Source organism: Cupriavidus pauculus, from assembly GCF_003854935.1.
GTDB classification, from domain to species: Bacteria; Pseudomonadota; Gammaproteobacteria; order Burkholderiales; family Burkholderiaceae; genus Cupriavidus; species Cupriavidus pauculus_C.
On record NZ_CP033970.1, the window covers coordinates 312,835 to 327,400 of the forward strand.

Genomic DNA, 14,566 nt, shown 5'->3' on the forward strand with positions numbered 1-14,566 from the left:
ATCAACCGGTTGGGTCAGTGAGTCTGTCAATCCGCTGGCCAGAAAACCTGTACCTCCAGTCATCTTCGAGGTCGGCCACGCCATTGGGCGTGGCCGGTCATGCGGCATGGCGCCTGCTTAGCGCGACGACACCTTCAGGTGGTCATCGACCGAGCTCACGCCCTCCACCGACCGCACCGTTTCCACGGCCATCTGCCGCTGTTCGGCGCTCGGCACCGATCCCGTCAGGTTCACCACGCGATCCTTGGTCTTGACGTGGATGCCGGTGGACTTCAGGTCCTTCGTCGCCAGCAGCTTCGTCTTGACCTTCGTGGTCAGCGCGCTGTCGGTCACCGCCTGCTTGGCGTTGTCGACGTTCGCGTCAACCTTCGCGCCCGACGTGGCCGCCGGCAGCTTTTCCTTGTCGCCGTCCGAACGGCCCGGCATGCCCGACGGCGTATTGGTCGGATTCGCCTGCGTCACGGTGCTGCCCGTGGCATCGGCCACCTTCATGAAGCCGCCGTTGTCCAGCGCATAGGCGCCGCCCGCCGTGGCAAGCGCGGCAATCATCGTGGCAATGCGAAGCGTCTTTACAGCGTGGGTCATGGCCCTTTTCTCCTTGTTAGCGTTTGAATCGCGATGAATCAAGCTTTTCGCGTGGTGTCCGTACGGACACCGGTATCCATCACTTGCAAGGAGTGTTCCAAAGCGGCGAAGCCTTTGCTGGCGCGGCCCGGCAAGGTTTTGGGCATGCCGGCCGCCGCGCCGGCGTATGAAAAGCATGCATCCGTTGTAAATCGGGAAGGCCTGCCACAGCCGCTGCAAGTCGTGCATCCGCTACGTTTGCATCCCGCAGATGCCATACGCCCCACATTGCCGACGCACGCCGGCCGTGGCACGCGCATTGCTCAATCCTCCATGCGGCACCCCCCGCCGCGCGACTTGGAGACAGCAATGGGACAGCAGCAAGGCCAAGGTGGCCAACAAGGTAGCCAATCCCAACCGGGACAGAAGCAGCAAGAGCAGCAGTCCGGCCAGCGCGGAAACCAGCAGCAAGGCGGCCAGGACCAACAGCGTCAGCAAGGCGGCGGCCAGATGGGCAACCAGGACAAAGGGTCCGGCCAGCCCCAGCAGGAAAGCGGCATGGGTGGTCAGCAAGGTGGTTCGCAGCAGGGCCAGCAAGGTTCCCAGCAGCAGCAACAACAGAAGGACCGCCAGTAACCCGCGTGCCCACACGCACGGCTTTCCGGGCCCCGCAGTGACATCTCCACGGTTGTCACATCACGCCTGAAGTCAAGGCGTGCCTCACAGGAGCGGGCCCACCGGCCGGAACATCCGCAAGGGTGTTCCGGCTTCTTGCGTGATGGCTCACCCCAACCGCCCCGACACCGCCGCGATCGCCTGGCGCCATACCTCGCGTTGCCGGTCCAGGTAGTCCACGGCCTGCGGGCCGGTCAGGCTCAGCGGTTCGGCGCCGTCCTGGGCCAGGCGCTGGCGCAATGACGGGTCGCGCAGCACGCGGGTCAGCCTGTCGGACAGCGCGGCGCGGCGCGGTTCGGGGATGCCGGACGATGCCAGCACGCCGTACCACGCGTCCTGCCCCATGCCGTCGATGCCCGATTCGGCGAAGGTCGGCACGGCCGGTGCCAGCGGGCTGCGCGACTTGCCGGTGACCGCCAGCGCGCGCACCCGGCCCTGCCGCATCAGCGGCAGCGCGGCCTGCAGCGTGCTGACCAGCACCGCCACATGGCCGCCTTGCAGGTCCACCAGCGCACGTGCGCTGCCTGGGTACGGCACGTGCGCCATCGAGACGCCCGCCTGCCGGCACATCAGTTCGCCCACCAGGTGGGCGCTGGAATGGACCCCCAGCGACGCGTACGCGATCTCGCCCGGCCGCCGGCGTGCCTCGGCAATCAGGCCAAGCAGCCTAGCGCGGGCATCGTCGGCGCGGGCGCGCGTGCCGTCGCCGGCGATCAGCAGGACATGGGGGGTACTGGCGACGATAGCCAGCGGATGCAGCGGACGCGCCGGCGCTTCGGGCGTGCCGGCCAGCAGTGGACCGATGCTGACCGAGCCCACCGTGCCCAGCAGCAGCGTGGGCCGTTCATTGCCCGCGCGCGCCGCCTCGTGCATGGCGATCTGCCCGGCCGCACCGGGGCGATTGTCGACGATCACCGGCTCGCCATCGGCGGACAGGCTGTCGGCCACGATGCGCGCCACGTGGTCCGCGCCGCCGCCCGCGCCATAGCCCACCAGCAGGTGCAGCGGCGCGGCGGCGTGGGCGGATGGCCAGGGGCGCGCCAGCGGCAGCATCAGCAATGCGGCCGTGAGGCGCCGGCGGACGGGAACAGACATGAAGGCGGCAAGACTGGACGAAAGGCTGCGCGCATCGTAGCACCGCCCGTCCGCGCCCGCCGCCCGGACAAACCCACCCGGCCCGGGCCGCGATGTCACCCGGCGCCAGGTACTCGGAACAGCCGCTCAGGGCTGCGGCGCGCGGCAGGCGGCGCCGCTGGCGTTGGCGGCCGGGTCCATGCCGAAAACGGCCTGCGCGCCGCATTGCGATCCGAACATGCGCGCCTGGTCGTGGCCCACGCCCACCACTTCCATCGACCGGTGCGCGCTGGCCTGCCCCGGCCCCGCCAGCACCTGCTCGTAGCGCCAGTACGCCCGCGCGCGCTGCAGCCGCGTGGGACCTTCGGCCTCGGCGCCGCACGCCTTGTCCAGCACGCGATGGTTCGGGTCGTTGTCCTCGCTGCCCACCAGGTACGTCACCTGCCGCTGCATGTAGCGCCGATAGAGCGTCATGCCGTCCGCGCCCCGGGCGTACGCCACCATGTCGCGCATGCCGTAGCGGTACTTGTCGTAATCGGCGCAGGTGGCGGTGCTGTACGGCGCAAAGCGCCGGTAGTCGGGCGCCACGGGCCGGTCCGGCGTGAAGTACAGGTACGACGACGGATTGGCCACCACGTAGCGCAGGTCGATGCCCGACGCGCGCACCTTTTCGTCCACGTTGTTGAGCACCGCGTAGCGGTGCACGATCTGCGCGCCGCCCGAATGGCCGGCCACGGTGACCTTGCGGACCATCGGCAGCCGCTGGCGGTCGGTGACGTAGGCCAGCAGATCGTCCAGCACCTGCAGCGAACTCACACCAGCGCCGGGCCCCGACACCGCGTCCTCGCCGCCGATCCAGCCCTGCACCGTCCACACCGGCATGTTGTCGAAGCGCTTGGCCGCGTCCGGCGTGCCGGGGAAGTTCGGCGCGATCAGCAGCACCTCGTCCGGATTCCGGCCGCTGGCCTTGAGCAGCGCCGCGCCGGCTTCGTAGTAGTCGTCACCATTGCGCTGCAGCCCGTGCTGGACGAACACCACCTCGCGGATGCCGCGCAGGTCGCCGCCGAGCGCGTGGTTGGCATAGACCGGGAAGTCGTAGCCGGCGCCCGTGCCCAGGTGCACGCGCTGCCATTGCGGCCTGGCCGCAGCGGACGGGCTTGCGGACGCGCCTGCCGAGGGGCTGGCGGACGGGCTCGCGCAGCCGGCCAGCGCGGTGACGGCCACCACGGCGGCGAGCGCCACGGCCGGAATCGGTCGGATGCGGGGTTGGCAAAGCATGGGCGTCTCCTGTCGTTGTCGGTATGGGTGGGTATGGGTCGGCAAGGCCGCCCGGCCGCCTGCCGGCGCATCGGGCGAAACGCCAATACTACGGCGCCAGGGGCGGCACGTAAAATATATGCTTTCCCGCATTCCCATATACGACGGATATATCGATGGAGCTCAGACACCTGCGCTACTTCCTGGCCGTGGCCGAGACCGGATCGGTCACGCGCGCCGCCGAACAGCTCGGCATCCAGCAGCCGCCGCTGTCGCAGCAGCTCAAGGCGCTGGAGGCCGAGCTGGGCGTGACGCTGTTCGAGCGCCAGCCGCGCGGCGTGACGCTCACGCCGGCCGGCGCCGCGCTGCATGCCGATGCCGTCGACCTGTTCGCGCGGATCGACCAGATGCGCGCACGCATGGCGCGGATGGCGCGCGGCGACGAGGGGTCGCTGGCCATCGGCTTCACCAGTTCGGCCGCCGCGCACAAGCTCACGCCCGAGGTGCTGCGCGCCTGCCGCCGCCAGTTTCCGCGCGTGGCGCTGTCGCTGACCGAATGCAACGCGGCAGAGGCCATCGAGCGGCTGGCCGACGGCACGCTGAACGCGGCGCTGCTGCGCGCGCCCGTGCAGCACCCGGAAGGCGTGCGGTTCGACCTGTTGCTGGAAGAGGAGATGGTGATCGCGCTGCCGCTGGACCACGCGCTGCTGCGCCGCCGCGCCCTGCGGGGCCAGGCGGCCACCGCGCCGGTATCGTTGAAGGAACTGGCGTCCGACCCGTTCATCCTCGTGCGCCGGCCCGGCGCGCCCGGCATGTATGGCGACCTGCTGCGCGAATGCGAGGCGCTGGGCTTCACGCCGCGCATCGGCGCCGAGGTGGAACGCATGCTGACCAACCTGAACCTCGTGGCGGCCGGCGCGGGCGTGAGCGTGGTGCCGGCGTCGATGGCCGGGCTGAACCGCCATGGCGTGGCCTACTGCCGGATGGTCGAGGCCGATCGCCTGCGCGCGCCGCTGACGCTCGGCTACCGCGAGGGCCAGGACGACGCCGCGCTGGCGGCGCTGGTGGCGCTGACGCATCGCATCGCGGCGCGCCATCGCAAGAAGGGGCAGGACGACGCCTAGCCGCGCGCGGGATCGCCCCTTCCCCGCAACCACCGGGGCGATCCCATGCGGCAAGCGGCGGCGTCAGTGCAGCAGGCCAACCTCGAAGCGGCCGGTGGCGGTGCCGATGAGCAGGCCGCCGTTGTACAGGTACGATGCCACCACGCCGCCCGTGGCGCCAAGCACGCCCGGCACCGGCGTGTTGTACGTCAGCGTGCCCGATGCCCCGTTGCGCACGATGGCCGTGCCGTTCAGGCTGGCGTCGACCTGCGCGCCGTCGGTGGCGACGATGCGGTAGGCGCCGTCGGCCGCGCCCGCCGGCAGCCCGGACGCCGATTGCTGGGCGTAGATGTTCATGCCATACGCCGTGGCCGAGCGCGTGAGGATCACCGGCACCGGCGTACCGTTGACCATGCCGCTGATCAGCGACCCGCTCAGCACGCCGTCACCGGCGGCGATGGTGCCGCCCACGAAGTAGTCGAACGCGTTGCGCGCGGCATTCCAGACGATATAGCCCTTGGTGGTGTTGGTGCAGGCCGCGTCGTAGACGATGAAGCCGCCGCCCGCGCCCGCCGAGCACGTCTGCCACGTGGCCGCCGACGACCGCAGCCGCGCCGACCCCGTGCGCACCGTGACCGCGCCATCGGCCACGGCGGTCTGCACGCCGTTCACGTTGTAGATGTCGGCCACCTGCTTGTAGTCGGCCGACACGTTCTGGAACGCCACCATCGGCAGAAAGCTGCCGCCCGACACGGGCCGCACGCCGCCCGCCAGCACGCCGCCGCCGGTGAGCGTGAACTGCGCGCCGTTCTCGTCGCTGGCGTAGGTGCAGCCGCCCTGCGAGACCAGCTGGCCGGTCCACGCCGTGGCCGCCGCGCGCTGGGCGCTGGCGTCGATGGTCACCGTGTACTTGAGCGTGGCCGGATCGATCCGCACCGACAGTTCCTCGCCGTTGGTGTTGCCGCCCTTCCACGTGGTAGCCACCGACGGCAGGTTCAGGCACGACTGGACGATGCCCGAGGCGCCTTCGCACGTGTAGTTCACCGCGGCGTCGGCGCTGCCGGTGCCCTTGTACTTGGGCCACGACGGGTACTGGCACAGCGGCCGCGTGCGCCCGTAGGTGCCGGCATTGGTGTCCATCACCTCGCGCGTGCCCGGCGCCACGCCCATCTCGACCCAGTTTTCGAGCGCGGTCAGCGAGTTCCACGCCGGCAGGAAGCTGCCCGTGCCGTGGCCCATGCCGGGCACCGTGTAGAACCGGATGCCCTGGTCCACGGCCGGCTGGCCAACCCGCGCGATCACGGCCTTGTACCAGGCGATGGTCGAGTTCGGGCTGATGACCTCGTCGGCCAGGCCGTGCAGCATGATCAGCCGGCCGCCCTTACCCAGGAACGCCGACAGGTCCGGGTTGGTCGCGTCGGTCAGCGCCGACACCGCCTGCACGCGCGACGTCCAGCTACCCGGGCTGGCCGGGTCGAATGTCAGCGCGTCGAACGTGGCGTTGCGCGTGACGAAGAACTTGACCCACTGGTCGCCCGTCACGTACATGTTCGCGTCGGCCGTGGTGGCCGGGTTGCCGGGCACCGCCCGCGTGCCCAGGTCGCGCGTGGTGAACGGTCCCGCCACCAGCGCGCCTTCCAGCAGGTTGTAGCCGCCGGCCACGGTCACGCCGTTGGCCAGCGGATAGTTGAGCTGCAGCGGCTGCTCGATGGTCTTGACCGTCGCGATCTGCGCGTCGGACAGGCAGGTGTCGCCAGTGTCGGCCCCGCCCACGCAGCGCAGGCTGGCCAGCACCTGCATCGCGCCGACGCGGCAGCCTTCCACGTTGCTGACGATCTTGTCGGCCACGCCGTCCAGCGTGTCGCAGGCATCCATCGCGGCCTTCTGCACCAGCAGCGTCTTGTTGATGTTGAGCCAGCCCGCGCCACCGTTCAGGTACAGCGCGCGGCCCACGGCCACGTTCGACAGCCGCGTGCCGGTGTAGTTGAGCGCCGGTTCGTTGGCGATCACGCCGTCATAATCGGCCGGCCAGCGCTGGATGTAGCTCAGCGCGTCGCGCCCGCCCGTCGACGTGCCCAGGAAGTAGGCGCGCGTGGGCGCCTTGCCGTAGCGCTGCTGGATCAGCGCCAGCGCCACGTCATGGGTCTTCTTGAGCGTATCGCCGCCGTAGTTGGTCAGCGCCTCGTCGTTGGTGGCAAAGCGGCCATCGGTGATGCTGGTGCTCTGGTGGCCCGAATCGTCGCCCCAGGTGGCATAGCCGCGCGACAGCGGCGCGGGATCGTCGGGCAGCGCAAAGCGCACGGTCTCGGTGCCGTCGATCAGCGTGCCGTCGAAGCCGCCGCCGCCGAACTGGATGCCCTTGCCGTTCCACTGGGTCGGCAGGTTCACCGCGAAGTTGATGCTGGGCGACGAGCCGTCGACCGGCGCAATCGCGCCGCGCACCTGGCAGTACTCGCCCAGCGTGTTGCCGGTGGCATCGGCCGCGATCAGCGTCGCCTTGGTGACGCTGGCGCCGCTGGTGGGCAGGGCCAGGCTCGATGCTGGCAGGCTGACGCCGTTCAGCGCGTTGCAGGCTTCCAGTGCGCTCAGTACCGGCGTGGCCGGGTTGCCGGGGTTGGCCGGGTCGCCGCCCTGCCCGCCGCTGCCGCCGCTGCCGCCATTCGATGCGGCCGGCGCATCGTCGCCACCGCCGCAGGCCGCCAGCAGCACCGCCGTCGCGCATGCGGCAGCCAGCCGCCACGTGCGGCGGCCATGGATTCGGGATGTCATCAGTTGTCTCCTCCAGTGCAGCCGGTACTTGTGCCGGCATGCTGGAGCGAGACGGTATCACCGGGGAGGGGCCACGTAAAATATATGCCGGATCACGTATCCATATGGACTACATATGGATCTGCGAGTGGCCGCCGGCCGCCGCGACTAGCGTGGCAGCCCGACGTAGTTCTCCGCCAGGGACCGGCACGCGGCCTCCGAGCCCACCAGATAGTCCAGTTCGGCCTGCTGGATGCGGTGCGCAAACGCGTCGGCGTCGGGAAACCAGTGCAGCAGCGACGTCATCCACCACGAGAAGCGCTCGGCCTTCCATACCCGCCGCAGGCAGGTCTCGGAATACTGGTCGAGCCCGCGCGGGTCGCCGTCGCGATAGTGGGCCGCCAGGCCGTCGGCCAGGTACACCACGTCGCTGGCGGCCAGGTTCAGCCCCTTGGCGCCCGTGGGCGGCACGATATGCGCGGCATCGCCCGCCAGGAACAGCCGGCCAAACCGCATCGGCTCGCACACAAAGCTGCGCAGCGGTGCGATGCTCTTCTCGATGCTGGGCCCCGTGACCAGCGCCTCGGCGGCGGGCGCGTCGAGCCGGCGGCGCAGTTCGTCCCAGAACCGCGCGTCGGACCACGCCTCGGGTTGCTCGGTGGACGGCACCTGCACGTAATAGCGGCTGCGCGTCTTCGACCGCATGCTGCACAGCGCAAACCCGCGCGGATGGCTGGCGTAGATCAGTTCGTCGGCCACCGGCGGCGTGTCGGACAGCACGCCAAGCCAGCCGAACGGATATACCCGCTCGAACACCTGTGTGGCGGTGGCCGGCACGCTGGCGCGGCTGACGCCATGAAAGCCGTCGCAGCCGGCGATGAAATCGCACGCTACCTCGTGCATGGCGCCGGCCTTGCGATAGCGCACGCGCGGCCGCTGGGCGTCGAAGTCGTGCAGCGACACCTCTTCGGCGTCGTAGACGGTCGGCATGCCGCTGGCCTGCCGCGCGGCCATCAGGTCGCGCGTGACCTCGGTCTGGCCATACACGGTGACGTCGCGTCCGATCAGCGCGTGAAAGTCGATACGGTGCCGCGCGCCGCCAAACGACAGCTCGATACCGTGGTGCACCAGCCCTTCGCGGCGCAGCCGCGCATCCACGCCCGCGCGCGCCAGCGCGTCCACGGTGCCGCATTCGAGGATGCCGGCACGGATGCGGGCCAGCACGTGTTCCGGGCTGCGCCGCTCAATGACGATGTTGTCGATGCCCGCCACGGTCAGCAACTGGCCGAGCAGCAGCCCGGCCGGGCCGGCGCCGACGATGGCGACCCGTGTGGAAGTGGAGCCGTTGGCGGCCATGGCGTCTCCTGGGATGGACCGCTCAGCCGCGCCCGGCATCGATCTCGGCAAAGACTTCCCCGGCCATGTGGAACGCCGAATTGGCCGCCGGCACGCCGCAGTAGATGGCGGTCTGCAGCAACACCTCCTTGATCTCGTCGCGCGTCACGCCGTTGTTGGCGGCCGCGCGCAGGTGGAGCTTCAGCTCCTCGGACCGGTTCAGCGCCACCATCATCGCAATCGTGACCAGGCTGCGCGTATGGCGCGGCAGGCCCTCGCGCGTCCAGATCTCGCCCCAGGCATAGCGCGTGATCAGGTGCTGGAATTCCTCGTTCAGCGGCGTGAGTTTCTGCAGCGACCGATCGACATGGGCGCTGCCCAGCACCGCGCGCCGCACCGACAGCCCGGCGTCGTAGCGCGCGTGGTCGTCGGTCACCGGCAGCCGGCCCAGCACGAAATCGAGCACCGCCGCCGTGAAGCGGCCCGGCTGTTCGCGGTTCGACAGATGCGCGGCGGGCAGCTCCACGTAGCGCGCGTCGGGAATCGCCTCGGCCAGCGCCCGGCCTTCGGCAGCCGTGGTCGACGGATCGTCGCGGCCGGCAATCACCAGCACCGGCACGCCGATGGTCTTGACCGCCTCGCGCAGGTCCGCATCGCGCAGCGCCGTGCAGCCCAGCGCGTAGCCGCGCGGGTCCAGCCCCGCCAGCACGGCGCGCAGGTCGGCGATGGCCGGGCCGGCCGTGCGCCGGAAATCCTCGGTAAACCAGCGCCCGAGAGACGCGTCCACCAGCGGCCCCATGCCGTCACGCAGCACGCCGTCGATGCGCGCGGCCCACGACTCGGCCGTGCCGATCCGGGGCGCCGTGTTCGCCACGATCACGTGCGAGAAGCGCTCGGGCGCCCGCGCCGCCAGCCACTGGCCGATCAGCCCGCCGATCGACAGCCCGCAGAACACGGCCCGCTCCACGCCCAGCGCATCGAGGATGGCCAGCACGTCGCCGCCCAGCACGTCCACCGTGGTCTGCGTGGCATCGGTCACCGAGCGGCCGTGGCCGCGCATGTCGTGCCGCACCACGCGGAAGCGGCCGGCCAGCGCGTCCACCTGCGGCTGCCACATCGTGTGGTCGGTGCCCATCGAGTTCGAGAAGACGATGACGGGCGCGGTATCGGGGCCGTCGACGGTGTAGAACAGCCGGGCGCCGGCGTGGTCGAGGTAGGGCAAGGTTGTCTCCAGTCAGTCTTGTTGTCGTGATGCGCGCGCCTGCCGCCACGCGGCCACGGCGGCATCGGCAAACGGCGCCGCTTGGCCCGCGTAGGCGGCCGGGTCGCTCAGGCGGTCGAGCGTGGCGGCGTCCAGCAAGCCGCGGTGCGCGGGATCTTCGTCGAGCGTGCGCGCCAGCGCGTCGCGCAGCGTGGTGCCGTCGGCCACCGCGCGGCGCGACGCCTGCTCGACCACGTGATGGGCCGGCAGTCGGCCGATGCGCCGGCCCAGTTCGAGCATCGCCGCCTCGCCCAGGATCAGCCCCCGCGTGAGATCGAGATTCGCCCGCATGCGCGCGGCGTCCACCTGCAGGCCGGCCACCACGTCGCCCATCTGCCGCAACGCGCCGGCGGCCAGTGTCACGATCTGCGGCAGCGTGTCCCATTCCGCCTGCCAGCCGCCTAGCGCGCGTTCGTGCTCCTGCGTCATGCCGGCCAGCATCGTCGCCACCAGCGGCGGCACGCGCACGGCGGCCGTCAGCACGGCGGCACAGCCGACCGGGTTGCGCTTGTGCGGCATCGTGCTCGATCCACCGCGCCCGGGGGCCGATGGCTCGGCCACTTCGGCCACCTCGGTCTGCATCAGCAGCGAGATGTCGCGCGCGATCTTGCCCAGCGTGCCGACCAGCAGGCCCAGCGTGGTCGCCACCTCGGCCAGGCGGTCGCGGTGCGTGTGCCACGGCAGCGCCGGCAGATCGAGCGTCAGCGCCTGCGCCAGCGCGCCGGCCACGGCCGGGGCATCGTCGCCCAGGCTGGCCAGCGTGCCGGCCGCGCCGCCGAACTGGAGCGTGCGGGCCTGGGCGCGCGCCGCATCCAGCCGTGCCAGGTGGCGGCGCAGCGCATCGAGCCAGCCCGCCGCCTTCAGGCCGAACGTGGCGGGCAGCGCGTGCTGCAGCCAGGTGCGGCCCACCATCGGCGTGTCGCGATGCGCGGTGGCCAGCGCCGCGCAGGCATCGCCCAGCCGCAGCAGGCCGGCGTCGATCTCGTGCAGCGCGTCGGCCAGTTGCAGCACCAGCGCGGTGTCGATGATGTCCTGGCTCGTGGCGCCCCAGTGGACGTAGCGGGCCGCCTCGACATCGCGCCGGGTCACGGCGGCCGTGAGCTGCTTGACGAAGGGGATGGCGAGATTGCCGGCGGCATCGGCATCGTGGGCCAGCGCGTCGAGGTCGATGACGCCCGCGTCGGCGCACACCTGCGCGATGACGTCGGCGGCGGCGGTGGGGATGACGCGGGCCTGCGCCTCGGCCCGGGCCAGCGCGGCTTCCACGTCGAGCATGCGGCGTACCGTGCCGGCATCGGAGAAGATTGCCAGCACGGCGGGGCTGCCGGACATCGGGTCGGTCAGGCGTGAAAAGGTAGGCATGGTCGGTTTGGGGGCGAACCGCTCGTCGAATGCGATTTTGCTGCAAATCCCGGCGCCGGTGTTTCCCGGCGCCGGGCGTGCGTCAGATGTCGAAGAACACGGTTTCGCGCGGGCCCTGCAGCACGACGTCCCAGCGATATTGCCCCGCACCATCGGCCTGCGCCACCAGCGTTGCACGCCGGTCGTCCGGCACGCGCGCCAGCACGGCATCGGCGCCGTGCGCGGCGACGTCTTCGGGGAAGTAGAGCCGCGTGGACACATGCCGCACCAGCCCGCGCGTGAAGACCGACACGACGATATGCGGCGCCTGCGGGCGCCCGTCGCCATCGGGCACGGCGCCCGGCTTGACCGTGGTGAAACGGAACGCGCCGTCGGGGCCGGTCGGCACGCGGCCGAAGCCGGTAAAACCGGCGGTCAGCGGCAGTTCGCGCGCATCGTCGGGATGGCGGTAGCGGCCGGCCGGGTTGGCCTGCCAGATTTCGACCATGCCGTCGGGCACGGGCTGGCCCAAGCCATCGAGCACGCGGCCTGCGATCACGATGCGCTGGGCGGCCAGGTCGGGGGCGTCGGCGGTCAGGTCGGCGCAGTTCAGCGCGGTCAGGCCGATATGCAGGTACGGGCCGACGGTCTGCGAAGCGGTGGCGTAGAGCATGGCGTTACTCCATCGGCGTGGCATCGCGGCCGCGCAGCACGATATCGAAGCGGTACCCCAGCGCGTACTCGGGCGCCGTGGTCTCCCAGTCGAACGCGGCCACCAGCCGGTTGCGCGCCTTGTCGTCGGGCACGCACTGGAAGATCGGGTCGTAGTCCAGCAGCGGGTCGCCGGGGAAGTACATCTGCGTCACCAGCCGCGTGGCATAGGCATTGCCGAACAGCGAGAAGTGGATGTGCTGGGGCCGCCAGGCGTTGTGGTGGTTGCGCCAGGGATAGGCGCCGGGCTTGATCGTCTTGAACTGGTAGTGGCCGCTGGCGTCGGTGATGGTGCGGCCTTCGCCCGAGAAATACGGGTCGAGCGGCGCGTCGTGCTGGTCGCGCGGATGCGTGTAGCGGCCGGCGGCATTGGCCTGCCAGATTTCGATCAGCGCGTGGGGCACCGGGCGGCCGTTCTCGTCGAGCACGCGGCCGGTCACCAGGATGCGCTCGCCGATGGGCTCGCCGCCGTGGCCGACGGTCAGGTCGTTGTCGCCTTCACGGACGAATTCGGGGCCGAAGGTCGGGCCGGTGACCTCGGACAGCGACTGCGGCAGCGCGATCAGCGGCTGGGCCGGCGCGCGAAGCTGCGTGGAGGCGTAGGGGTCGAAGCGGTAGTCGGGCTGGGTGTTCCAGTACGGACGGCGGTACTGGGCGGGGCGGCCAGGGCGTGGGGGCATCGCGCTGTCTCCGGTATGGGTGGGGTCGATGGGCACGACTGTATGGCGCACCAGAATTCATGTAAATTGAGTTCTTGCGTGACAACGATGAATTTCCGTTATGCAACGGCCGCCCCCGCCCCCTGCTCCCGCCCCCTCTATCCCATCCGCCGATGCCTTCCGCAGCCGCGTCCGCCTGCGCCACCTGCACTGCTTCGTGGCCGTCGCGCGCACGCAGCACCTTGGCCGCGCGGGCGATCAGCTTGGCCTGACGCAGCCCGCTGTTTCCAAGACGCTGACCGAACTGGAGGATCTGGTCGGCACGCGGCTGCTGGTGCGGCAGCGCGCTGGCACGGAACTGACCGCGGCCGGCATGCGCTTCCTGCGCCACGCGCTGCGCGTGATCGAAGACCTGGACGCCGCCGCAGACAGCGTGGCCGGCCGCGACGCCCCGCGGCACGAACGCATCCGCATGGGCGCCCTGCCCAGCATCGTGCCGGCGCTGCTGGTGGACGCCGTGGCGGCGTTTCGCGCCAGCCATCCCGAGGTGGGCCTGGCCGTGCAGAGCGGCATGAACCGCACGCTGATCGACCTGCTCAAGGCCGACGTGCTGGACGTGGTGATCGGCCGCATGGACGACCCCGCCGCGATGGAGGGCCTGTGGTTCGAGTCGCTGGCCGCCGAGCCGCTGGTGCTGGCCGTGCGCGCGGGCCATCCGCTGGCCAGCCAGCCCCGCCCGACGATGGCCGACGTGCTGGCGTGGCCGCTGGTGGTGCCCGCCGTCGGATCGATCCCGCGGCACAGCACCGAAAGCCTGCTGGCGCGGCACGGTTTCACGCTGCCGCCGGGCTGCCTGGAGACCGCCGACGCCTACCTGGGCCGCCTGCTCGTGCAGCAGGGCGACAGCGTCTGGGCCGCGCCGCTGTCCGCCACGCGGCGCGCGGTGGCCGCCGGCGAACTGGCGCGGCTGCCCATCGACACGCACGGCACCGAGGAACCGATCGGCCTGCTGCGCCGGGCCGACCGCACGCCGGGCCCGCTGGCCGAGGCGCTGGCCGAGACCATCCGCCGCATCGCCGCCGGCGCCAGCCATGACGGGGGCGGCGTAGTCCGTCATTACGTGCTACCGTGACGCATCGGCACGGCACGCTGCGGCGCACACACGTGGACTCCCCTTCCGACTCGGGCAACCTCTTCTTCATCGGCTTCATGGGCGCCGGCAAGACGACGATCGGCCGCACCATCGCGCGCCACCTGGGCCGGCCATTCTTCGACACCGACCACGAGATCGAGTCGCGCTGCGGGGTGCGCATCACGACGATCTTCGAGCTGGAAGGCGAGGAAGGATTCCGCCGCCGCGAAACGCGCGTGCTCGACGACCTGTCGCGGCGCAGCGGCATCGTGCTGGCCACGGGCGGCGGCATCGTGACGCGCCCCGAGAACCGCGAGATGCTGCGCACGCGCGGCCACGTCATCTACCTGGACGCCGCGCTGCCCGAGCTGTGGCGGCGCGTGCGGCGCAACCGCAACCGTCCGCTGCTGCAGGTGGAAAACCCGCGCGCGCGGCTGGAGGCGCTGTTCTGCGAGCGCGATCCGCTCTATCGTGAAATCGCCCACCTGATCATGCCGGCCCACGCCGGCACCGTGGCGCAGGCCGCGGCCAGCGTGCTGGCCCAGCTTGGGCTGGCCGCCGCCATCCCGTTCGATGCCGAGCTGTCGCCCGACGCCGCCACCCACCCTGCCACCGACCCCGCGCCGCACGATTGAGCCATCGGCCGACAGCGTTTTCGGCGCCCGCCGACAGCGGCGCCACGGGCGCTGCGCAGCACGGCGCCCGG

General features: G+C 71.0%; 13 protein-coding genes. 4 read left to right on the forward strand and 9 right to left on the reverse strand.

The genetic code is table 11. The features are described 5' to 3' along the window. Nucleotides 1-117 precede the first annotated feature (117 nt). A complete protein-coding gene (locus EHF44_RS19535; protein ID WP_124685398.1) occupies nucleotides 118-585 on the reverse strand; it encodes a BON domain-containing protein in 468 nt (155 codons plus the stop codon). A gap of 33 nt (nucleotides 586-618) precedes the next feature. Between EHF44_RS19535 and EHF44_RS28420 the strand changes: the two genes are divergently transcribed. Next, on the forward strand, nucleotides 619-1,200 hold the full coding sequence (locus EHF44_RS28420; RefSeq protein WP_172966135.1) for a hypothetical protein: 582 nt from the start codon (nucleotides 619-621) through the stop codon (nucleotides 1,198-1,200). A gap of 147 nt (nucleotides 1,201-1,347) precedes the next feature. Here the strand turns inward: EHF44_RS28420 and EHF44_RS19545 are convergent, their stop codons facing one another. After that, a complete protein-coding gene (locus EHF44_RS19545) occupies nucleotides 1,348-2,334 on the reverse strand; it encodes a Bug family tripartite tricarboxylate transporter substrate binding protein (RefSeq protein WP_124685399.1) in 987 nt (328 codons plus the stop codon). Between the two features lie 126 nt (nucleotides 2,335-2,460). Continuing rightward, nucleotides 2,461-3,591: an alpha/beta fold hydrolase gene (locus tag EHF44_RS19550; protein ID WP_124685400.1), complete on the reverse strand. Its 1,131-nt coding sequence runs from the start codon at nucleotides 3,589-3,591 to the stop codon at nucleotides 2,461-2,463. A 155-nt stretch (nucleotides 3,592-3,746) separates the two neighbouring features. Between EHF44_RS19550 and EHF44_RS19555 the strand changes: the two genes are divergently transcribed. Further along, nucleotides 3,747-4,694 (forward strand): LysR family transcriptional regulator, encoded by a 948-nt coding sequence (locus EHF44_RS19555; RefSeq protein WP_124685401.1) that lies wholly within the window; start codon nucleotides 3,747-3,749, stop codon nucleotides 4,692-4,694. Nucleotides 4,695-4,757: 63 nt separating this feature from the next. Here the strand turns inward: EHF44_RS19555 and EHF44_RS19560 are convergent, their stop codons facing one another. The 6 genes from EHF44_RS19560 to pcaH all read right to left on the reverse strand — a co-directional run bounded on the left by EHF44_RS19560 (nucleotide 4,758) and on the right by pcaH (nucleotide 12,749). Then, nucleotides 4,758-7,442, reverse strand: coding sequence for a tannase/feruloyl esterase family alpha/beta hydrolase (locus EHF44_RS19560; RefSeq protein ID WP_124685402.1), 2,685 nt, complete (start codon nucleotides 7,440-7,442; stop codon nucleotides 4,758-4,760). Nucleotides 7,443-7,589: 147 nt separating this feature from the next. Then, complete coding sequence (gene pobA / locus EHF44_RS19565; RefSeq protein WP_124685403.1) at nucleotides 7,590-8,777, reverse strand: 4-hydroxybenzoate 3-monooxygenase; 1,188 nt, start codon at nucleotides 8,775-8,777, stop codon at nucleotides 7,590-7,592. A gap of 22 nt (nucleotides 8,778-8,799) precedes the next feature. Continuing rightward, nucleotides 8,800-9,978, reverse strand: coding sequence for a bifunctional 3-oxoadipate enol-lactonase/4-carboxymuconolactone decarboxylase PcaDC (pcaDC, locus tag EHF44_RS19570; protein ID WP_124685404.1), 1,179 nt, complete (start codon nucleotides 9,976-9,978; stop codon nucleotides 8,800-8,802). Nucleotides 9,979-9,990: 12 nt separating this feature from the next. After that, nucleotides 9,991-11,349, reverse strand: a complete 1,359-nt coding sequence (locus EHF44_RS19575; protein ID WP_253700396.1) for a 3-carboxy-cis,cis-muconate cycloisomerase — start codon at nucleotides 11,347-11,349, stop codon at nucleotides 9,991-9,993. Nucleotides 11,350-11,461: 112 nt separating this feature from the next. Further along, nucleotides 11,462-12,031: a protocatechuate 3,4-dioxygenase subunit alpha gene (pcaG, locus tag EHF44_RS19580; protein WP_124685406.1), complete on the reverse strand. Its 570-nt coding sequence runs from the start codon at nucleotides 12,029-12,031 to the stop codon at nucleotides 11,462-11,464. Between the two features lie 4 nt (nucleotides 12,032-12,035). Then, on the reverse strand, nucleotides 12,036-12,749 hold the full coding sequence (gene pcaH, locus EHF44_RS19585) for a protocatechuate 3,4-dioxygenase subunit beta (RefSeq protein ID WP_124685407.1): 714 nt from the start codon (nucleotides 12,747-12,749) through the stop codon (nucleotides 12,036-12,038). Between the two features lie 100 nt (nucleotides 12,750-12,849). On the opposite strand from pcaH, the gene EHF44_RS19590 reads away from it, so the two are divergent. Both EHF44_RS19590 and EHF44_RS19595 read left to right on the forward strand, forming a co-directional pair. After that, a complete protein-coding gene (locus EHF44_RS19590; protein WP_124685408.1) occupies nucleotides 12,850-13,860 on the forward strand; it encodes a LysR substrate-binding domain-containing protein in 1,011 nt (336 codons plus the stop codon). A gap of 77 nt (nucleotides 13,861-13,937) precedes the next feature. Further along, nucleotides 13,938-14,495, forward strand: a complete 558-nt coding sequence (locus tag EHF44_RS19595; protein ID WP_124686676.1) for a shikimate kinase — start codon at nucleotides 13,938-13,940, stop codon at nucleotides 14,493-14,495. The last annotated feature ends 71 nt before the right edge of the window (nucleotides 14,496-14,566 follow it).